Annotated in this window: 20 protein-coding genes and 1 tRNA gene; 5 read left to right on the top strand and 16 right to left on the bottom strand. The window is 68.5% G+C overall.

The genetic code is table 11. The annotated features are described in order from the left end of the window. Positions 1–110: 110 nt before the first annotated feature. Complete coding sequence (locus tag ACFPJ1_RS36325) at positions 111–1007, bottom strand: GyrI-like domain-containing protein (RefSeq protein ID WP_380110840.1); 897 nt, start codon at positions 1005–1007, stop codon at positions 111–113. Positions 1008–1141: 134 nt separating this feature from the next. Between ACFPJ1_RS36325 and ACFPJ1_RS36330 the strand changes: the two genes are divergently transcribed. After that, positions 1142–2053 (top strand): helix-turn-helix domain-containing protein, encoded by a 912-nt coding sequence (locus tag ACFPJ1_RS36330; RefSeq protein WP_380110841.1) that lies wholly within the window; start codon positions 1142–1144, stop codon positions 2051–2053. On the opposite strand, the gene ACFPJ1_RS36335 is transcribed toward ACFPJ1_RS36330, so the two are convergent. Together ACFPJ1_RS36335 and ACFPJ1_RS36340 are read right to left on the bottom strand one after the other, a co-directional pair. Then, positions 2037–2912 carry an NAD(+)/NADH kinase gene (locus tag ACFPJ1_RS36335; protein WP_380110842.1) on the bottom strand — a complete coding sequence of 292 codons (876 nt, stop codon included), beginning with the start codon at positions 2910–2912 and terminating at the stop codon, positions 2037–2039. The genes ACFPJ1_RS36330 and ACFPJ1_RS36335 overlap by 17 nt on opposite strands. Next, a complete protein-coding gene (locus ACFPJ1_RS36340; RefSeq protein ID WP_380110843.1) occupies positions 2909–3907 on the bottom strand; it encodes an SPFH domain-containing protein in 999 nt (332 codons plus the stop codon). Before ACFPJ1_RS36340 ends, ACFPJ1_RS36335 begins: the two co-directional genes overlap by 4 nt. 121 nt (positions 3908–4028) lie before the next feature. Between ACFPJ1_RS36340 and ACFPJ1_RS36345 the strand changes: the two genes are divergently transcribed. Next, positions 4029–4715, top strand: a complete 687-nt coding sequence (locus ACFPJ1_RS36345; protein WP_380110844.1) for an NUDIX hydrolase — start codon at positions 4029–4031, stop codon at positions 4713–4715. 133 nt (positions 4716–4848) lie between these two features. On the opposite strand, the gene ACFPJ1_RS36350 is transcribed toward ACFPJ1_RS36345, so the two are convergent. The 9 genes from ACFPJ1_RS36350 to ACFPJ1_RS36390 all read right to left on the bottom strand — a co-directional run bounded on the left by ACFPJ1_RS36350 (position 4849) and on the right by ACFPJ1_RS36390 (position 11652). Further along, on the bottom strand, positions 4849–5736 hold the full coding sequence (locus tag ACFPJ1_RS36350; RefSeq protein WP_380110845.1) for a carbohydrate kinase family protein: 888 nt from the start codon (positions 5734–5736) through the stop codon (positions 4849–4851). A gap of 184 nt (positions 5737–5920) precedes the next feature. Continuing rightward, positions 5921–6550: a CoA transferase subunit B gene (locus ACFPJ1_RS36355; protein ID WP_380110846.1), complete on the bottom strand. Its 630-nt coding sequence runs from the start codon at positions 6548–6550 to the stop codon at positions 5921–5923. 1 nt (position 6551) lies between these two features. Further along, entirely contained in the window at positions 6552–7376 is an 825-nt protein-coding gene (locus ACFPJ1_RS36360) for a CoA transferase subunit A (RefSeq protein WP_380110847.1), read from the bottom strand. 30 nt (positions 7377–7406) lie between these two features. Next, entirely contained in the window at positions 7407–8513 is a 1107-nt protein-coding gene (locus ACFPJ1_RS36365) for a hypothetical protein (RefSeq protein ID WP_380110848.1), read from the bottom strand. A 79-nt stretch (positions 8514–8592) separates the two neighbouring features. Continuing rightward, positions 8593–9300 (bottom strand): carbohydrate-binding family 9-like protein, encoded by a 708-nt coding sequence (locus tag ACFPJ1_RS36370; RefSeq protein WP_380110849.1) that lies wholly within the window; start codon positions 9298–9300, stop codon positions 8593–8595. After that, on the bottom strand, positions 9293–9808 hold the full coding sequence (locus ACFPJ1_RS36375; protein WP_380110850.1) for a hypothetical protein: 516 nt from the start codon (positions 9806–9808) through the stop codon (positions 9293–9295). The genes ACFPJ1_RS36370 and ACFPJ1_RS36375 overlap by 8 nt, the downstream gene beginning before the upstream one ends. Positions 9809–9853: 45 nt before the next feature. Beyond that, the gene (gene lipB / locus ACFPJ1_RS36380) at positions 9854–10492 is read right to left on the bottom strand and encodes a lipoyl(octanoyl) transferase LipB (protein WP_380110851.1); all 639 of its coding nucleotides are present in this window, start codon (positions 10490–10492) and stop codon (positions 9854–9856) included. A gap of 98 nt (positions 10493–10590) precedes the next feature. Continuing rightward, a tRNA-Pro gene (locus ACFPJ1_RS36385) sits at positions 10591–10667 on the bottom strand. A gap of 46 nt (positions 10668–10713) precedes the next feature. Further along, the gene (locus ACFPJ1_RS36390) at positions 10714–11652 is read right to left on the bottom strand and encodes a metallophosphoesterase (RefSeq protein WP_380110852.1); all 939 of its coding nucleotides are present in this window, start codon (positions 11650–11652) and stop codon (positions 10714–10716) included. A 26-nt stretch (positions 11653–11678) separates the two neighbouring features. Here ACFPJ1_RS36390 and ACFPJ1_RS36395 point away from each other — a divergent pair, with 26 nt between their 5' ends. Continuing rightward, positions 11679–12146 carry a GatB/YqeY domain-containing protein gene (locus ACFPJ1_RS36395; RefSeq protein ID WP_380110853.1) on the top strand — a complete coding sequence of 156 codons (468 nt, stop codon included), beginning with the start codon at positions 11679–11681 and terminating at the stop codon, positions 12144–12146. Between the two features lie 64 nt (positions 12147–12210). On the opposite strand, the gene ACFPJ1_RS36400 is transcribed toward ACFPJ1_RS36395, so the two are convergent. The 4 genes from ACFPJ1_RS36400 to bagA form a co-directional block, all read right to left on the bottom strand. Then, a complete protein-coding gene (locus ACFPJ1_RS36400; protein WP_380110854.1) occupies positions 12211–14601 on the bottom strand; it encodes a penicillin-binding protein in 2391 nt (796 codons plus the stop codon). 166 nt (positions 14602–14767) lie between these two features. Then, complete coding sequence (lon, locus tag ACFPJ1_RS36405; protein ID WP_380110855.1) at positions 14768–17122, bottom strand: endopeptidase La; 2355 nt, start codon at positions 17120–17122, stop codon at positions 14768–14770. A 176-nt stretch (positions 17123–17298) separates the two neighbouring features. Next, positions 17299–18420, bottom strand: a complete 1122-nt coding sequence (gene bagB, locus ACFPJ1_RS36410; protein ID WP_380110856.1) for an ArsA family ATPase — start codon at positions 18418–18420, stop codon at positions 17299–17301. Continuing rightward, complete coding sequence (bagA, locus tag ACFPJ1_RS36415; protein WP_380110857.1) at positions 18417–19367, bottom strand: ATPase BagA; 951 nt, start codon at positions 19365–19367, stop codon at positions 18417–18419. The genes bagB and bagA overlap by 4 nt, the downstream gene beginning before the upstream one ends. 61 nt (positions 19368–19428) lie before the next feature. Between bagA and ACFPJ1_RS36420 the strand changes: the two genes are divergently transcribed. Together ACFPJ1_RS36420 and ACFPJ1_RS36425 are read left to right on the top strand one after the other, a co-directional pair. Further along, positions 19429–19590 carry a DUF4177 domain-containing protein gene (locus ACFPJ1_RS36420; RefSeq protein ID WP_132190429.1) on the top strand — a complete coding sequence of 54 codons (162 nt, stop codon included), beginning with the start codon at positions 19429–19431 and terminating at the stop codon, positions 19588–19590. Then, positions 19587–20048 carry a RidA family protein gene (locus ACFPJ1_RS36425; RefSeq protein ID WP_380110858.1) on the top strand — a complete coding sequence of 154 codons (462 nt, stop codon included), beginning with the start codon at positions 19587–19589 and terminating at the stop codon, positions 20046–20048. Before ACFPJ1_RS36420 ends, ACFPJ1_RS36425 begins: the two co-directional genes overlap by 4 nt. The last annotated feature ends 68 nt before the right edge of the window (positions 20049–20116 follow it).

Consider the following 20116-nt stretch of genomic DNA (forward strand, 5'->3'; position numbering starts at 1 on the left):
GCCTGGGCACACCGCACCCAAACCACCGCCGCTTGACACCCTTAACACCTGGGGTGTCTGTCGTTCCGTACGCCGCTCGCCCCTCCTTAGCAACGGTCAGGCACGCGCGGTCAGGTGGTCGCCTGGAGGCGGACCCAGATCTCGTAGGACAGTTCGCCTTGCAGCGGTGGCTCGGGGTACCGCTCGATGTGGTGGAAGGCGGGCTCGTGCGGCGCGATTGCGAGGTGCTGTTGATCGGCCCAGTCGAAGACGCGGCGGTATGACGCCTGCACGTCCGGACCCCGGTGGTGGATCGCCGCATACCTGCCGGCGGGGACATCGATCCGCACCATGCCCGCGGGTGTCGGTGCAGCTTCTCGAACGGCGACACCGACGAGCTCCGTGAAGATCTCTCCTCGCCGGCCGAGGAAGATGCTCAGCTGCCGACCCGGCTCAGACCGTTGGCCGATGTCACCCAGCCGATCTTGGAGCAGGCCCCAGAGTCTCGGCACCACCACGCTCAACTCCGAGCCGGCGCAGGTGGCCACCAGCCCGACGGCGTGAATCGGATCGGATTCGACCAGGCGAATGCCGTCGCTCGCGTGCTCTGAGGATCCTGAAGCAACCGTCTCGGCGTCGTTCGATCCGCGCGAGTTGGCGCCGCAGACCATCAGGAGGTTGCCGTCGAGATCGCGGAAGGCGAACCAGCCCTGCTCGCCGGATTCCTGGACGTCGGTGACCAGGTCGCCGCCGTGGTGCCGGACATGGGCGTGCGCCGCGTGGACGTCGTCGGTGTCGAACATGAACGCCGGAGTCTGGTAGCTCGGTGGCGCGTCCGGCCGGTCGCCACGCCACATCGGCATCTCGTCGAGAATCAGGTCCCCGCCGCCCTGAAGCGGGATGACACTGAGGTGCTGACCGTCCAGCGGCTGATCGTCCGCCTGCAGCCCGAGCAGCCCGCGGTACCAGTCATGCGCCTTCGCCACCTCGCGAACGGGGATGAAATTGCCGCCGATTCGGTTCTTCACCGGTCGATCCATCGATGCTTCACTCTCCTTGGTCCAGGCAGAGGCTAGCCCCGAGCACCGACATTGCCTGGTCCACCAGGGTGGGCGAGGAAATCGATCAAGCGCGAGGGAAGCGAAGCGGGCACTATCGGGGCATGGAGGATGCGTTCGGGAGGTTTGTCGAGGTGCTGGCCGGCTGCCTTGATGAGCCGGAGGTGGCTGGGGACGAACTCGCCGCCAGGTTGCATCTGTCGCGGGCTCAGTTTGATCGAGTGGTCAGTGCGGCCGCGGGGGAGGCTCCGGATCGGCTTCGGCGGCGGGTGTTGCTGGAGCGGGCCGCGTTTCGGCTCAGGACGACTGAAGCCGGCGTGCTGGATGTAGCCGTGGAGGCGGGTTACTCGTCGCATGAGGCGTTCACTCGGGCCTTCCGGCGAGCCTTCGGTACTGCGCCTGCGGTGTGGCGGGGGTCAGCGGCCGGGTTCTTGCTGGCGGCTCCGAATGACGTGCATTTCTATCCACCCGGCGGCCTGCGGCTGCCCGCAAGGAGGCAGGTGAGGTCGATGAACTTCGTCCCCGGTCTGATCGAGCATCACGCGGCCGTGGTCGGGCGGTTGCTCGACGCCGCAGGCGCACTGCCATCGGAGCTCAAACCTCAACTGGACAAGCCGATCGAACTGTCCGTCATGAGCATCGATGTCGACCCCACACCCAGATCCGTGCTCGCGCGGTTGGTCGGGCAGTTGGAGATGTGGACCTGCGCGATGGCGAACGAGCCGTACGACGTCACGCAGGAGCGCGAGCGCACACTCGGGGAGTTGCGCGAGCAGTTGGACCGGGTCGGGCCGGCGTTCGTCGCGACGGTCCGAAGGATCGATGCCGAGGACCGCTTCGACGAGACGTTCGTCGACGTCACCGGCGGCGAGCCGTACATCTTCACCGCGGCCGGAATGATCGCCCACATCCTCACCTACGCCGCCTACCGTAGGACCCTGGTCGTCGGCGCGCTCGCGGCCCTGGGAGCGGATGTCGAGGACGATCCGCTCGCCTGGTTCACCGCATCAACCTGAGCCGGGTCTCGGCTACGGCGATGTCGAGGCGCTGGCCCCAGGTGATCGTCAGCGTGTCCGACTCGATGCCGTCGCCGAAGACGACCAGGTCGGCCTCGGCGGTCACGGTGAGCCGATCTTCCAACGACAGCAGGCCTTCCGTGCAGCTCGTGCCGGTCGCCGGCGACGGCCAGGCCTCCCGTACGAACCAGCACAACTCACGCTCCGTTGCCAAGGGCAACCGCAGCCCGCTGCCCCGCTCCTGCCACGCCGACCGGCACCACCCCGTGGAACCTGTTCCGGTGCCGACCAGCAGACCGCTCGACGACTGCCTCTCCTCGAGCCCTTCGGGTGACGCCAGCCGGTACCGCGCCGACTGGTGGCTCCGGTGCCCGACATACACCTCGTTCAAGGCAAGCAACGTCTGCCCGTCATCGGTGCTCGCGGCAACCATCGTCCGCTCCTCAACGGTGCTCGAGCGCAACAACTCCGGTACTGCGGCCGGCTCGTGCGGCACCAGTACTCCGGGGTTGCGCCCGGGCTCCGGATTGATCCCGATCACGGGCTGCCCGTCGAGGTACTTCGCCACGTTCGCGACCAGCCCGTCCTGCCCGACCGCGATCACCAGATCCTCAGGACCGAAGACGAAACGGTCGAGGTCGTTGCGCTCAGCAACGGTCCGCCGCCAGTCCAACGGAATCGAGGCGGACACCGTCGCCAGCGCCTCCTGCTGCGCCTGGTGACGCGCATCAAGCTCGGCCAGGTCGCGTCCCCGGCTGGACAGGAAGAAGCCGGCCTGCTGACGGGTGCCGTGCCGGGCGACGAGCTCGGTGAGCTCCGTCGCCCGGTGTACGACGACCGCCCGGGGTGGCAGGCTCATGCCCGTTCCCCAGCCGTCAGCTTGGTCAGCAGCGGGGTGATCAGATCGGGCGTCAGGTTGAGCGTGCCGATCTCCGGCAGCGCACCCTGCTTGATGGCCATCGCGAGGATCATCCCCTGGTCCAGCTCGGCGTGGGCCTCCAGCAGCGCCTTCTCGGCCGCGGCCTCGGCCGAACCGATCACCCGCTTCGCGTCGGCGTCGGCCTCGGCCAGCGACCGTCGCCGACCGGCCGCGGCCTCGGTCTCGATCCGCCCGGCAGCGGCGGCCTCGGTCGCGCGCTGACGCTCGTTCTGCCCCTTCTGGGTGACCAGTTGTTCCTCGCGCCGCGCCAGCTCGATCTGGTTCTGCAGTTCGTTCTCGGCGATCGACCGCTCCCGCTCGACGGCCATCGCCCGTCGCTCGTACGTCGCCTTGTCCGCGGCCTGCTGGACCATCTCCCGGGTGGGAGTCTGCAGCGCGCGTTCCACGTCGCTCTCGGCCCGTACTGCGACCACGCGGACGTCCTCCACGCCGATCCCGAGTCCGGTGAGCCGCTGGTCCTCACGCAGCCCGGTGCTCATCGCCAGCCGGAGCGAGGCCATCCCCTCGGAGAGTGCCTGGGTGAGGTTCAGCCGGGCCAGCAGATCCAGCGCGGTCTGCTGCGCGAGCTCGGTCAACAGGCCGCCGAGCTGCTCCAGCGGAGTGGACCGCCACAGACCGGTGTCCGGATCGATCCCGAAGTCGAGCCGGGTAGAGGCGAGCGCCGGGTCGGTCACCCGGTATGTCACGGTCGCCTGCACCACCACGTCCTGGAAGTCCAGCGTCCGGCCGTGGAACAGCAGCGGCTGCTCGCGGTCGTCGATCGGTACCTCACTCAGAGACGAGTTCAGCGCCCGGAACCAGAACGCCTGGCCGGCGCCGTCGTGCGCGACCTTGCCGCTGCGCAGGTGCCGCACGTGGGTACTCGGATTGGCCCGCAGGTGGCTGATGAAGCGGAACCGGGTGATGTCGGCCATCGGTCGTTCTCCTGTCTCGCCGCCCGGATCTGCCCGGCCGGCTCGGGAATCCCATTGTCGTCACCTTGACGATAAGATCCTGGATCGCTTTTCGTCAAGGTGACGATTAGAGTGGTCGACCATGGACTTCGTGCCGTTGGGCGTGGCTGCCGACCTGGTCATCCTGACCGTTCGCGACGGCTCGCTGGAGGTGTTGCTGATCCGCCGCGGGATCGCCCCGCACAAGGGCCGCTGGGCGCTGCCGGGCGGATTCGTCCGCCCCGAGGAGGACCTGGAGGCGGCGGCCCGGCGCGAACTGGGCGAGGAGACCAGCCTGCTCTCCGACCGGATCCACCTCGAGCAGGTCGCGACGTACGGCGAACCCGGCCGGGATCCGCGCGGCCGGGTGATCAGCGTCGCCTATCTGGCCCTCGTCCCGGACCTGCCCGCGCCGGTGGCCGGTACGGATGCGGCGTCGGCCTCGTGGGTGCCGGTCGCCGAGGTGCTGGAGGACCCGACGAAACGGCTCGCGTTCGACCATCACCGGATCCTCACGGACGCGGTCGAAAGGGCCCGGGCCAAGCTGGAGTACTCCTCCCTGGCCACCGCGTTCTGCGCCGACGAGTTCACCATCTCGGAGTTACGCGGGATCTACGAGGCCGTCTGGGGCGTCCCGCTCGACCCACGCAACTTCCACCGCAAGGCCACCAAGACCGACGGCTTCGTCACCCCCCTCGGCGCAACCACCACACGCGACGGTGGCCGGCCCGCGCAACTCTTCCGCCGCGGCCCGGCCACCACCCTGCATCCACCGCTGACCCGCGGCTGACCCGGCTCAGAGGTCGGTGGAACGGGAGAGCTTCTCCCAGGTGTTCAGGTCGTCGGCAAGCTGCGCGTGCTTCAAGCGGATGTTGTCGACGGCATCGTTTCCGAGGGCCATCGACCCAGCACAGCTCTGACGGCTAGACGCGCAGCAGCATCAGCTGTTCGGCCGTGATCAGGTCGGTGTGGGTGCCAGGGGAGCCGCAGGCCCAGGCGCCGGCGATGGAACCTGCCTCGGCCGCTTCCTCGTAGCTCCTTCCGTCCAGCCAGGTGGTGAGGAAGGCAGACACATAGGCGTCGCCGGCGCCGTTCGTGTCGATGACCGGACGGCCTGGGATCTGTACTGCGGGAATGTGCACCGGCTCCTTCTCGTCACGGATGTAGAGGTAGCTGCCTTCGGAGCCGGCCAACGCGATCACCGCCTGGGCCCGGCCGCTCGCGAAGATCCAGTCGATCGCCTTGTCCTGCAGGGCACTGGTCGACACGAAGACCAGGTCCGCCGTCTGCGCGAAGTCCCGGTGGTACTCGTTCTCGCCGTCCCAGTCGTGCAGGTCGGTGGACACCGTGCAGTCGGCGGCCAGCACGTCTGGCAGGGCCCAGCGCGCGAAGTCCATGATCGACACGTGCACGTGCCGGGCCCGCGCGACGTTGCCGCGCCAGAGGTTCGGATCCACCCGCAGCCCCCACGGCTGCCGGCCGTCGTACAGGGAGAGGCGGCGACCGTCCGGGCCGACCAGGTTGACCGATCGCCGGGTGCCGCTCGGGTGGATAGCGACCGCCAGCGGCAATCCGAGCTCTGCGTACGCCGAGCGGATCCGCGCGCCCTCGGGATCGTCGCCGATCACGTCGGCGAGTCCGGTGGCCAGGCCGAGCTGGTGACAGCCGAGCACGACGCCGTGGCCGGTGTGGCCGATGTAGGACTGAACAGGTTGGACGTGGACCGTCTCCTCGGCGGGCAGCGGTAACCCCGGCACTCGCACGATGGTGTCGATTCCCACGCCGCCGATCACGAAGACATCCAGGTCCATGCATTCCATCCTCACCGAGGCCGACAACCGACAGGGGTCAAGGGTGGCCTTCGAGGGCACCGCGCGGAAGGGGTCAGGCGGGAGAGTCAACACATGGTCACGACGCGACCACTGTTCGCGGTCAGAAGTGGAACCGTCCGGGCGATCGGCAGGAACTTGCAGAGGCGCCCGGACGATGCGCGACTCACTGCTTGATCGGGGCTCCGGTCTTCTCCTGGAGCTCGTCGAAGGTGACCCCGTCGGCGAGCTCGACGAGCCGCAGGCCGTCGTCCGTCACGTCGAGGACCGCGAGGTCGGTGATGATCCGGTCGACCACGCCGCGGCCGGTGTAGGGCAGGTCGCACTCCTGCAGGATCTTGTGCGAGCCGTCCTTGGCGACGTGCTCCATCAGCACGATCACCTTCTTGGCACCGTGCACCAGGTCCATCGCGCCGCCCATGCCCTTGACCATCTTGCCGGGGATCATCCAGTTCGACAGGTCGCCGGTGGCCGACACCTGCATCGCACCCAGGATGGCCGCGTCGATGGCGCCGCCGCGGATCATCCCGAAGGACAGCGACGAGTCGAAGAAGGACGCGCCCGGCAAGGTCGTGACGGTCTCCTTGCCGGCGTTGATCAGGTCCGGGTCCTCGTCACCCTCGACCGGGTACGGCCCGACGCCGAGGATGCCGTTCTCGCTCTGCAGCACGACGGTGACGCCGTCCGGGATGTAGTTCGGTACCAGGGTCGGCAGGCCGATACCCAGGTTCACGTACGAGCCGTCCTCGAGCTCCGCGGCGGCGCGGGCTGCCATCTGCTCACGGGTGAGTGGCATCTCAGGCCTCCAGCTTCTCGCGGGCAGCCTCGTAGGCTTCGCGGGGTTGGCCAGACCGGGGCGGTGGGGCGGGGACTGATTGTCGCACCGTGCGCTTCTCGATGCGCTTCTCGATGTCCTTGCCGACGGCAACGACGCGCTGGACGTAGACGCCGGGCAGGTGGATCTCGTCGGGGTTCAGCTCACCAGGCTGGACCAGCTCCTCGACCTGCGCGATGGTGACCCGGCCGGCCATCGCGGCCAGCGGGTTGAAGTTCCGCGCGCTGCGGTCGAACACCAGATTGCCGTGGGTGTCGCCCTTCAGCGCGTGCACCAGGCCGAAGTCGGTGGTGATCGACTCCTCCAGCACGTACGTCGTGCCGTTGATCTCCCGGGTCTCCTTCGGCTCCGAGGCCTTCGCGACCGAGCCGTCCTCGTTGTACCTCTGCGGCAGCCCGCCGTCCGCGACCTGGGTGCCGACGCCCGCCAGCGTGAAGAAGGCGGCGATCCCGCAGCCACCGGCGCGGAGCTTCTCGGCCAGCGTGCCCTGCGGGGTCAGCTCGACCTCCAGCTCGCCGGACAGGAACTGCCGGGCGAACTCCTTGTTCTCCCCGACGTACGACGAGGTCATCTTGGCGATCCGCTTGTCCGCGAGCAGGATGCCGAGACCCCAGTCGTCGACGCCGCAGTTGTTCGAGACGACGCTGAGCCCGCTCACGCCCTTGTCGTGGATCGCGCTGATCAGCTGCATCGGGTTTCCGCACAGCCCGAAGCCGCCGACCGCGAGGCTCGCGCCGTCGCCGATGTCGTCGACCGCGGCCTGCGGCGAGTCGTACGTCTTGTCCATCAGGCTGCTCCGTTGCACCTCTGGGCTGGGTCAGCCCGACTCTAACCAGCGCCCGGTTATCCGGCGAGAGTCGCCAGGTGTGGCCGGGGCCACAGAGTCACCTTCGGCCGTGGCGATCGCCTCCAGTTCGCCGAGGGCCTCCGTCCGGGCCAGCTCACCGTTGTCGGGACACCCCTCCAGCGCCGCGAGCGCGAACTCCCTGGCCGCCGGGAGATCCCCGCCGTACCGGGCTGCTCTGGCGAGGCCGATCCGAGCGGCCGCGCAGGTCTCCGCCGCGTTCGCTAGTTGCAGTGCGCGCTGGTAGTCCCTGCGGGCGGCAAGTAGTTCACCCAGGCGCAGGTGGAGGTCCGCGCGTCGGCACAGCAGCAGCGAGGAGTCCTCGTCGGCACCCAGTTCCTCCGTAACGGCGAGAGCCTGGCCAGTGAGCTCCTGGCACAGCCCCTGCTGCCCGGACCAGGCTGCGAGCTCCGCAAGGGCACTCAGAGCCAGTGAGATGCCCCAGCGGTCTCCTATCAGCCGGAACTGCGCCAGAGCCTCCTGCAGGGCCTTCTCGGACAAGTCAGGGTCACTGCCGGTCAGCCGGGGGTATCCGGCGCACAGCTGGATCACTGCCAGCGCCCAAGGGTCGAGGTTGGTCGTGTTCCGCGCGAGCACGTCGGCGACCTGCCCCGGCGCCACGAACGGCCCGAACACGATCGACCACAGCAGCAAGGTCACCGGGTGCGTGAACGGCTCGTCCAGGCTCTGCGCAACCAACGCAGCCTGCTCGACGTGCTCAGCCAGATCGAACCCGGAGTCATCCTGCTGACCGGTGGCCAGCAGTACCGCGAGCAGGTACTCCTCGCTGAGCCCTTCCGGCACCTGTGGCCCGAGTGCCGTCAGCAGGCAGCGCGCGGACCTTGCTGCGTCACCGCGCAGACCATGCATCCACCAGTACGTCGACAGTCCGGCGACCAGCCGCAGGCCGAGCGGGGGATCGTGCTCGGCGGACCAGCGGATCGCCGAGTCCAGGCCGCCGGTCTCGGCCCGCAGCAATGTTGCCCAGCGCAACTGATCCGGCCCGCGCAGGCGCCGGTCGGCGCGGTGCACCAGGTCCAGCAGGTGCGCCGCGCGCCGGGCGCGAAGATCCTCGGCCATATGACTCATTGTCACCTCGCCCCGGATCGCCGCCCGGGCGGGGGTCACTCTGAGCGGACGAACCCCTCGAGCCGGCTGATCAGGACGCGGTGAACTCGAGCACGCCCCACTGGTCCGGCTTGTGCATGTCGACCAGGTACTGCGGCGACCAGACCCAGAAGTCCTGCTGGCTCCCCTTGCGGTACTCGCCGGCCACGACCTCGTGGTTCCACTCGATCCGCATCAGGTTCATCCGCCACTCGTCGCCGGGCCGCGGAGGCGTCTGCCCCTTGTTGTACCTCGCGAGGTCGGTCCACGGCAGCGCGAATTCCACCGACCAACCGCCGTCTGTGTCCGTCGGGTCGTTCAGCGTCCCGTCCACCTGCACCGCGGTCCGCAGGCCCGGCAGGTTCGTCGGGTCCACCGCCACGCCGCCCTCGGAATACGGCATGGGCAGGGTGAGTTCCCAGATCGTGCCGAGCGGGTTGATCTCGAACTCGTAGTAGTTCAGGCCGTCGCCGTCCGGGTCGAGGAACAGCTCGAAGTTGTTCTCCTCGAACAGCATGGTGTTGCGCTGCGCCATCGTCGACCAGACGTGCGGTTCCTCCAGTTGCGCGCCGACGTACAGGTATTCGTCGTCGTACAGCAGCTTCGCGCGGGTCCGGTACCGGGGCGCGGGCTGGTCGCCGCGGATGTCGACGAAGTCGGCCGTCCAGGGCGCATCGGCCCAGGCGGGGTGCGTCAGCGTGCCGTCGAGCGACGGCGTGGTGCCGGCGCGGTGGCACTGGTAGCGGGGGAGTTCAGGCATCGGCTCGCTCCAACCGTCCGGCGATCAGGTGTGCGACGAGAAAGGTGACAGCGGTCAGCACCGGGACGACGAGCAGGGTCCAGGTAGAGAACAGGTCGTCCGACAGGAACGCGAGCACGATCAGCAGCATGAACGCGACCCCGAGGAAGGCGACCAGCTTCGGGTGTGGCATCGCCAGCCGGGTCAGCGTGACAGCGGCCAGCACGATCGTCACGACCACGGTCAGCACCAGCAGCGGGAAGCCCATTGTGCCGCAGTTCGGCGAGTCCCGGACCCGGTCGCAGCCTCGCTCGCTCAGCCAGACCAGCGCCACCGTGACGAATCCGGCCAGCAGTCCGACCACGGCGAGGATCAGCAGCGGCGGCAACGGCGGGGCGTCGAAACGCCCTTCGTCGGCCTCTTCCGCGGCTTCCTCGTCGGCCTGTTCGAGCAGCTCCTCCAGGTCATCGGGCATGCCTGGACCGACCTCGCCCTCCGGCTCCTCGGCCTCGACTCGCTCGTCACCCATTGCGGCAGGCTACCGACAAACCACCGACAGCCGCGCCACCGTCCGTCAGGAAGCGCCCAGTGCCTCCGCCACGGCATCCCGCAGTACGGCGTCGGTGGGCACCGGTACGCCGAGCTCCGTGGCCAGTTCGGCAAGGGAGACCATCGTCACGTCGTGCAGTCCACACGTAGTGAACGTGTGAAAGACGTTCATGTCGGGGTCGAGGTTGATCGAGAAGCCATGACTGGTGACGCCGCGGCGGATCCGCATCCCGATCGAGCAGAGCTTGCGGTGGTCCTCCGTCCACACCCCGACCAGGCTGCTCGCACCCTTCGGAGTGTCCCGGCGGATCAGCGGGAAACCGAGAGTTCCGAGCGCCTCGATCAGGCCGTTCTCGACCCAGCGCACGATGTCCACCGGGCCGCGCTGCTTCAGGTCGATCACCAGATAGCCGACCAACTGGCCGGGCCCGTGGTACGTCGCGAAGCCGCCCCGGTCGACCGCCACCGTCGGGATCGCCGCGGTCTCGGCCGGCAAGTCGTCCAGGGAGGTCCTTGGGCCGTACGTGATCACCGGCGGATGGCTCAGCAGGAACAACCTGTCCTCGGCTTCACCCGCGATCCGCTCCTCGACCCAGGTCTTCATGTCCTTGCCCGCGACCTCGTAATCCACCACGCCGAGATCCACCCGCTTCAAGACGCTCACGTCGCCAAGCCTAGGTCGCACTCTGTGGCGTCCCACCTGGCAGGTCTGAGCCGGAAACAATCAGGGCCGGTCACTCGAAAGTGACCGGCCCTGATCGGTGGTCGGGCTGACAGGATTTGAACCTGCGACCTCGTCGTCCCGAACGACGCGCGCTACCAAGCTGCGCCACAGCCCGAATTCGGCGTTAGCTTACATGCGCCCACCGCTGGGACGAAATCGGGTTATCCATCGACGTCGGTGACCCGCGGAACGAGTGTGAGCAACGTCGCTTCCGGCCTGCACGCGAACCGCACCGGCGCGTACGGCGAGGTGCCGAGCCCGGCCGAGACGTGCAACGCGGACTGGCGTCCGTCGTAGCCCCAGGTGGTCAGGCCCTTCACCCGCGAGGTGTCCAGGTCGCAGTTCGTCACCAGCGCCCCGTAGATCGGCACGGCGAGCTGTCCGCCATGGGTGTGCCCGGCAAGGATCAACGGATACCCGTCGCCGGTGAAGCCGTTCAGCACCCGCTGGTACGGCGCATGGGTGACTCCGATCGACAGGTCCGCCGCCGGGTCCACCTCGCCCGCGATCTCGCCGTACCGGTCCTTCTTGATGTGCGGGTCGTCGGTGCCGGCGAAGTCCAGCCGCAGGCCGTTCACCTTGAGGGTCGAGCGCGCGTTGTTCAGGTCGAGCCAACCTGCCCGGGTGAAGCCGGCGCGCAACTTCTCGAACGGGAGGTCCGGGCCGTGCGGCTTGTGGCGCTGCTTGTGGGCCGGCAGCAGGTACTTGCCCGGGTTCTTGAAGTGCGGCTTCCAGTAGTCGTTGGAGCCGAAGACGAACACGCCCGGCAGGTCGAGCAGGTCGCCGTGCGCGCGCAGCAGCGGGGCCACCGAGTCGGGGTGGGCGAGGTTGTCGCCGGTGTTCACGACCAGGTCGGGCTCCAGCCCGGCGAGCTCCTGGACCCAGCGGATCTTCTTCTCCTGGGTCGGCATCAGGTGCAGGTCGGACAGGTGCAGCACCTTGACCGGGGTGGTGCCCACCGGCAGCACCGGCACCGTCACCCTGCGCAGGGCGAACCACCGCACCTCAACGCCCGCGGCGTAGGCGACGCAGGCGGCGCCCACGCCGGTGACGACGGCAGCGGTCTTCAAGGTCGTGGCGGCAAGCGCCCGGAAACTCATTTCACCAGCCTGCCACAATCGTGGGCATGTCCAACTCCGAGATGAAGCAGCGCCTGCACGACGACATGACCGCGGCCCTGAAGGCGCGCGACGAGATCCGCAAGTCGACCCTGCGGATGGCGCTCACGGCCGTGACGAAGGCGGAGGTGGCCGGCAAGGAGGCCCGCGAGCTGTCCGACGCTGAGGTCCTCGACGTGCTGACAGCCGAGGCGAAGAAGCGCCGCGAGTCCGTCACGGCGTACCGGGAGGCCGGCCGCGAAGAGCTGGCGGACAAGGAGCAGGCGGAGGCGGACATCCTCGCCGAGTACCTGCCGGAGCAGCTGACCGCTGAGGAGATCACCGCCCTCGTGACCGAGACCATCGCCGCCACCGGAGCCGCCGAGCTCGGTCCGCGGGGCATCGGCAAGGTGATGGGCGCCCTGCAGCCCAAGGTCAAGGGCAAGGCCGACGGCGGCACCGTCTCGGCGGAGGTCAAGCGCCAACTCGGCGCCTGACCTCACTCCCCGGCTGAAAGCGAAAGGGGCCTCGTCCAACTGGACGAGGCCCCTTCTCACTTGGCTACCGACCGCACTTCGGGAACTTCGGGTGCCAAGGCGGACAGTTCGGGATCTGTGGCGGCGGCTTGCCGATGGTCGGAGGCGTGTTCGGCGGGTTGGGCGGCTGCCCACCCTTGCTCCCGTTGGAGATGTAGATCAGCACCTTCGTCCCCTCAGGGGCTCCGTCACGCTGCCGCGGGCTCGTGTACGCCACCGTCCCTGCTGCCTCTTCCGAGTCCACCAGGCCCGGCGCGATCTCCGCCTGGAAGCCCGCCTGCTGCAGGATGCCGACCGCCTCCTGCGGGCTCTTGCCGTTCACGAACGGCAGATCCTTCACGTCACCACGCATGGTCTTGTCGCTCGGTGCGGTGAAGCGGGTCGTCGGCAGACCCTTCAGAGCGCCTTCCATCGCGGTCTGCCAGACCGGTCCGGCGGTACCGGAACCCGAGGCGTCGCTCATCTTCTTGCCGTCGAGCGTCTGGCCGATCAGGTTCTTGTACGGCGGCTGCGCGTCCGCCACCACCGAGGCGGCGGCCATCTTCGAGGAGTAGCCCGCGAACCAGACGGCGAGGTTGGCGTTGATCGTTCCGGTCTTGCCGGCCAGGTCGCTCGGGCCGAACTTCAGCCGTCCACCGGTGCCGCCCGGCTCCATCACCTGGTGCAGCACGGCATTCACGCCATCCGCGACCGCGGGATCGAGCGCCTGCTTGCAGCTCGGCGGGGGCGTCTTGATCGGCTTGCCGTTGTAGCTGGTCACCGAGGTGATCAGCAGCGGCGTGCAGTACAGGCCGCGAGCGGCGAAAGTCGCGTAGGCGTTGGCGAGCATCAGCGGGGTCACCGTGTCGACGCCGAGCGTCATGGACACGACCTGCTTGAGCGGCTGCCCGGTCTGCGCGTCATGCATGCCCAGAGCGGCCGCCACCGTCGCGATCGGGCACAGACCCACCTGCTGCGAGAGTTGCAGGAAGTAGGTGTTGGTCGACGCGCGCGCGGCGTCGACCATGGTCAGGTCGCCGTGGGCCTCGGTCGAGTTGCTCGGGTTGTAGTCGGGGTCCGACGTCGTCCCGGTGCAGGTGCTGAACTTCTTGCCGCTGAGGTTGATCGTCGGCGGGGACTGGATCCGGTGGTTGAGCGGGAAGCCCTTCTGGATCGCGGCGGCGATGGTGAACGCCTTCATCGTCGAACCGTTCTGGAACCCGCCGTACCCGCCCGCGTAGGACTTCTCGACGTTGTAGTTGTACGCGGTGTGGTTCTTGCCGGCGCCGTACGGCCGGCTCTGCGCCATCGCCTTGACGACACCCGTGCCCGGCTCGATCATCGTGACCGCCGCGATCGCCTGGTCCGTCGGCTTCGAGTGCTCGTTGATCGACTTCTGCGCGGCGGCCTGGATCTTCGGGTCGAGGGAGGTCTTGACCAGGATGCCGGCGGTCTTGATGTAGTGGTCGCGGGCCTTGGTCGTCTTGCCGAAGGCCGGGTTCTCCAGCAGCTTGGAGACGATGTACTCGCAGTAGAACGGGTACTTCGAGTTGGCGCAGCCGTTCGGTACCGGCTGGATCTTGGCCGGGTTGATGACCGGGGTCTTGATCGCGTCGGCGGCCTGCTTGGCGGAGATGACGTTCAGTTCCTGCATGCGCCGCAGGACGACGTCGCGCCGGTCCTTGGCCCGCTTCTTGTTGTTCGTCGGGTCGTAGCCGGTGGGGTTCTTCACCAGACCGGCGAGCATCGCGGCCTGCGGCAGGGTCAGCTTCGCCGCGCTGGTGGAGAAGTAGTGCCGGGCCGCGGCCTCGACGCCGTACGTGCCGTCGCCGAAGTTCGCGAGGTTCAAGTACTTCTCCAGGATCTCGTCCTTGGAGAACTCCTTCTCGACCGCGACCGCGTACCGCAGCTCGGCGACCTTGCGCTGGTAGGTCTCCGCCGTCGCGGCCTGGATCGCCTCGGGGTCGTTGGCGGCGTTCGCCTTCTCGATCAGGGTCAGCTTCACGTACTGCTGGGTGATGCTGGAGCCACCCTGCTGGACCGCGCCCTCGGTCTGGTTGCGGAGCAGGGCTCGCAGCGTGCCCTTCGCGTCGAGCGCGCCGTGCTCGTAGAACCGGTCGTCCTCGATCGCGACGATCGCCTTGCGCATGATCGGGTTGATCTGGGCGAGCTTGATCGGCACCCGGTTCTGCTCGTAGAGGTTGGCGACCAGCGAGCCGTCGGCGGCGACGATCTTGCTGTTCCGGGCCAGTGGGACGGTTTTCAGCTCCTGTGGCAGGTCCTGCAGCGTCTCTGCCGTCTTCTCGGTGCTGAAGCCTGCCAGGCCGGCGAACGGAATCGCCAGGCCGGCTGCCAGAGCGCCCGAGAGAACGCTCACCCCCAGGAACAGGACCACTGACTGGACGACGCCCCGATCGCCCTTATCCCTTGCGCGCATGAGACAAGAGCCTACGTGATCAGGGAGCCACGCCAACTCCTCGAATGTGTTTTATGTCACGTCAACCGGAGCGTAGTTCCGGACGTCTATTCAAGGTCCGAAATGCCGAAACGGCCGGACCACCGCGAGGGTGGTCCGGCCGTTTCCGGTACTACGTCTTACTGCGTCAGGCGGCAAACTGCCGGGCGTCGACCTGGGCCGGTTCGAGGGCCAGTTCGAGCACCTGCCGGACGTCGCTCACGGGGTGAACCGTCAGCTCCGACAGCACCGACTCGGGCACATCCTCCAGGTCCGGCTCGTTCCGGGCCGGGATCAGGATGGTGGTCAGGCCGGCCCGGTGGGCGGCGAGCAGCTTCTGCTTCACCCCACCGATCGGCAGCACCCGGCCGGTCAGCGACACCTCACCGGTCATCGCGACCTCGGAGCGCACCGGCCGTCCCGACAGCAGCGACGCGAGCGCCGTCGTCATCGTGACACCGGCCGACGGTCCATCCTTCGGAACGGCGCCCGCCGGTACGTGGATGTGGGTGTTCCGCTCGGCGAGATCACTCACCGGCAGACCCAGTTCCGCACCGTGCGACCGCAGGTACGACAGGGCGATCTGCGCCGACTCCTTCATCACGTCGCCGAGCTGCCCCGTCAACGTGACCCCGGTCGGGCCGGTCTCCTTGTCCGCCAGCGACGCCTCGATGAAGAGCACGTCACCACCGGCACCCGTCACGGCCAGACCCGTCGCGACACCCGGCAGCGCAGTACGCTCGCCGGACTCCGGCGTGAACTTCGGCGAACCCAGGTAGCTCTTCAGCTCCCCGGCGCCGATCTTCACGCCCTCCTCGAAGGTCTCGCCGAGGGCGAGCTTCGCGGTGACCTTGCGCAGCACCCGGGCGATCGAACGCTCGAGCTGCCGTACTCCGGCCTCTCGCGTGTACTCGCCGGCCAGCAGCCGCAGCGCCGAGTCCTCGATGGTGACCTCCTCGGCCGCCAGACCGGCCCGGTCCAGCTGACGCGGGAGCAGGTGGTCGCGAGCGATGGTGACCTTCTCGTCCTCGGTGTAGCCGTCGAGCTGCACCAGTTCCATCCGGTCCAGCAGCGGCGCCGGGATCGAGTCGAGCACGTTCGCCGTGGCCAGGAAGACCACGTCGGACAGGTCCAGCTCGACCTCCAGGTAGTGGTCCCGGAAGGTGTGGTTCTGCGCCGGGTCGAGGACCTCCAGCAGCGCGGCCGTCGGGTCACCCCGGTAGTCCGCACCCACCTTGTCGATCTCGTCCAGCAGCACCACCGGGTTCATCGAACCCGCCTCGGTGATCGCTCGCACGATCCGCCCGGGCAGCGCCCCGACGTACGTGCGGCGGTGACCGCGGATCTCGGCCTCGTCCCGGACGCCACCCAGGGCGACCCGGACGAACTTCCGGCCCATCGCACGTGCAACGGACTCACCCAGCGAGGTCTTGCCGACGCCAGGAGGACCGACCAGGGCCAGTACTGCGCCACTGCGGCGTCCGCCGACCACCCCAAGGCCACGATCCGCCCTGCGGCGGCGTACGGCCAGGTACTCGGTGATGCGTTCCTTCACGTCGTCCAGACCCGCGTGGTCGGCGTCCAGGATGGCCCGTGCCTCACGGAGGTCGTAGCCGTCCTCGGTCCGCTCGTTCCACGGCAGCTCCAGGACGGTGTCCAGCCAGGTCCGGATCCAGCCGACCTCGGGGGACTGCTCCGCCGTACGCTCCAGCTTGTCGACCTCGGCGAGCGCGGCCTTCTGGACGTGCTCGGGCAGGTCAGCGGCCTCGACGCGGGCGCGGTAGTCCTCTTCCTCGGACTCGGCCTTGCCGTCCAGCTCGGCCAGTTCCTTGCGGATGGCGGCCATCTGCTGGCGCAGCAGGAACTCCCGCTGCTGCTTCTCCATGCCCTCCTGGACGTCCTTCTGGATCGTCTCGGAGACCTCGAGCTCGGCGAGGTGGTCCTTCACCCAGCCGATCAGCTTGGTCAGCCGCTCGGAGACGTCAGGGGTCTCCAGCAGCCAGCTCTTCTGCTCGTTGTTCAGGTACGACGCGTAACCGGCCAGGTCGGCCAGCTCCGCGGGGTTGTTCACCTGCTTCACCGAGTCGATGACCTGCCAGGCTTCCCGGCGCTCGAGCACCGTGGTCACCAGGGCCTTGTAGTCACGAGCCAGCTCGGCGGACTTGTTGTCAGTGGATTCGTCCAGCACGGTCGCGCCGACCCACAGGGCCGCGCCGGGACCGGTGGTCCCCGCGCCGATCAGGACCCGGGCGGTACCCCGGATCACGGCTGCCTGGGCGCCGCCCGGCAACCGGCCGATCTGCTCGATCTCACCGAGCGTTCCGGCCTTCGCATATTTCCCGTCCAGGCGCGGTACCAGCAGTACCTGGTCCTGGCCCGAAGCCTGCGCGGCGTCGATGGCAGCGCGCGCCTCGGAGTCCGCAAGGCGCACCGGTACGACCATTCCAGGCAGTACGACGATGTCGTCTAGCGGGAGAACGGGAAGGTTCAACGTCTCTGTCACGCTGTCACACCCTCTGTTGAAGATTGAGTCTGACAGGCTCAACCACACTCCTCATCAGGTCATTCCCGGGCCTTCGGAGCGTTCGCTGACGGTGAAACAGACCCTGGAACCGTCCGGTTTCCGCCGGTGAGGTCGTGGTGACGGAGCGGTGGGCGAGCGGTGACCGAGCGCGGGTTTCAGGCGGTGAGGAGATCGCCGATGGTACGCAGGCCGGTGAGGTCGTGGACGTCGTCGGGCAGGGCCGGGACGTCGACGGTCGCGATCGCGCGGTGGCCGCGGCGGAACCGGTCGGCGCGTTTCCGGTCGCTGACCACCTGCTGCATCTTGTCGGCGTGCAGCCGCAGGACGGCCGCTGTCAGTTCGGACTTGCCGGCGGCCTCGAGCTTCTCGGCCGCGGCCAGGGACTGCTCGGCCGACAGGTCAGGGACGTGGGTGGTGGTCACCCGGTTCAGCACGACGCCGGCCAGCGGCATCTGCTCCTCGCGCAACCGCTCGGTGAAGTACGACGCCTCGCGCAGCGCGTCGTTCTGCGGCGCGGCGACCACCAGGAAGGCGGTGTGCGGCTCCCGCAGCAGCGCGACCGTCTTGTCGGCCCGCTCCCGGAATCCGCCGAACAGCGTGTCGAAGGCGGCCGCGAACGTCTGCACATCGGTGAGCACCTGCGCGCCGAGCACCTTGTTCATCACCGACATCGCCAGGTTCACCCCGGCCGACATCAGCCGCAGCGGTCCCCGCGCGGGGGCTAGCAGCAGCCGCAGGAACCGCCCTTCCAGCAGCGAGGCCAGCCGCTCCGGAGCGTCCAGGAAGTCCAGCGCCGACCTCGATGGAGGGGTGTCGACCACGATCAGGTCCCAGTCGCCGGTCCGCTCGGCCTGTTTGTGCAACTGGCCGAGCTTCTCCATCGCCATGTACTCCTGCGTCCCCGCGAACGACGAGGACAGCGCGACGTAGAACGGGTTCGCCAGGATCTGCTCGGCCTTCTCCGGGGTGGCGTGGGTGAGCACCACCTCGTCGAAGGTGCGCTTCATGTCCAGCATCATCGCGTCGAGCCGGCCGCCGTTCGCCGGGTCGACGTCGGCGACGGCCCGAGGCGTGTTGTCCAGCTCGGTCAGGCCGAGCGACTGGGCCAGCCTCCGGGCCGGATCGATGGTCAGTACGACAACCTTGCGCCCGCGCTCGGCGGCTCGCAGGCCGAGGGCGGCGGCCGTCGTCGTCTTGCCGACGCCGCCGGCGCCGCAGGTGACGATGATGCGCGTCCCGGGGTCGTCGATCAGCGCGTCCAGGTCCAGCGTGCTCACGAGCGCAGCTCCTCGGCCAGGTCGAACAGGGCGCCGTGGTCGATCCCGTCCGGCAGCAACGCCACCTCGGTCACCTTCTTGCCCAGGGCATCGATCCGGTCACGGTTCTCCCGTTCCAGCCCGACCCGTACGGCGTGGTCGCGGGCCTCCTTCGACAAGGTGGCGACCATGTCCTTGGTGTAGGTGATACCAGCCGCCCGGAGCCCGCGGGTCAACTCGGGGGCAGGGAGTTTCTCCTTCACCGCAAGGGCGAGCGCGTCGTCGTCGAGCGGGCTGTTGCGCACCATGTTCACCACGATCGACCCGATCCGCAGGTCCAGCTGCTCCAGCTGTTCCACCGCGTCAAGCGTCTCCTGGACCGGCATCTCCTCCAGCAGTGTGACCAGGTGAACTCGGGTCACATCGGAGCGGAGCATGCCCATGATGGCGTCCGCCTGGTTGCGGATCGGCCCGACCTTGGCCAGGCCGGCCACCTCCTGGTTCACGTTCAGGAACGGCCCGATCCGGCCGGTGGGAGGCGCGTCCAGGACGACGGCGTCGTACGCGAGGCGGCCGTGCGACTTGCGCCGGGTGGCCTCGTAGACCTTGCCGGTCAGCAGCACGTCCCGCAGACCCGGGGCGATCGTGGTGACGAAGTCGACCGCGCCCACCTTGTCGAGCGCCTTTCCGGCCCGGCCGAGGTGGTAGTACATGTCCAAGTACTCCAGCAGGGCCGCCTCGGCGTCCACCGCCAGCGCGAACACCTCGCCCCCGGCCGGTCCCACCGCGATCCGGCGTTCGACGTACGGGAGCGGCGGGACGTCGAAGAGCTGCGCGAGTCCCTGCCGGCCCTCGACCTCGACCAGCAGGATCCGCTTGCCCTGGTCGGCCAGCGCGAGCGCCATGGCAGCAGCCACCGTCGTCTTGCCGGTCCCGCCCTTGCCGGTGACCACATGCAGCCTCGCCATGATCTCCAGCGTAGGGCGTAGGCCACGTCACACCGGGGGTGCCGCCCGTTAGAGTCCAGCTATGAAGAAGTTCGAGTACTTCACCGCGCCACTCCTGGTCCACTCGACCAAGGAGATCCTCGACAACTTCGGGCAGGACGGCTGGGAACTGGTCCAGGTCATCCAGGGGCCGAACCCGGAGACGCTGGTCGCCTACCTGAAGCGGGAGATCACCGAGTCATGAGCCACCCGGAGGAGAAGCTGGCCGAGCTCGGCCTGAAGCTGCCCGAGGTCGCCAAGCCGGTCGCCGCGTACGTGCCCGTGGTGCGCACCGGCAACCTGGTCTACACGTCCGGCCAGCTGCCGCTGCGGGAGGGCGCCCTGATCGCCACCGGCAAGAACGGCGACGGCGTCAGCGCCGAGGTGGCGGTCGAGTGTGCCCAGCAGTGCGCGCTCAACGCCCTGGCCGCGATCAAGTCCGAGATCGGCGACCTGGCGAACATCACCCGGATCGTCAAGGTGGTCGCCTTCATCGCCTCGACCCCCGACTTCACCGGCCAGCCCCAGATCGCCAACGGCGCCTCCGAGCTCCTCGGCCACGTCTTCGCCGAAGCCGGCCAACACGCCCGCAGCGCCGTAGGCGTCCCCGTCCTCCCCCTGGACGCCCCGGTTGAAATCGAACTGATCGTCGAGGTCGCCTGACCGACCCCCGCTCCCGCCCGCCAGGCGGGAGCACTCCGGGCGGGTCACTCGTCCGGCACTCCCTTCCT

It is taken from the genome of Kribbella qitaiheensis (assembly GCF_042657745.1).
GTDB lineage: Bacteria > Actinomycetota > Actinomycetes > Propionibacteriales > Kribbellaceae > Kribbella > Kribbella qitaiheensis.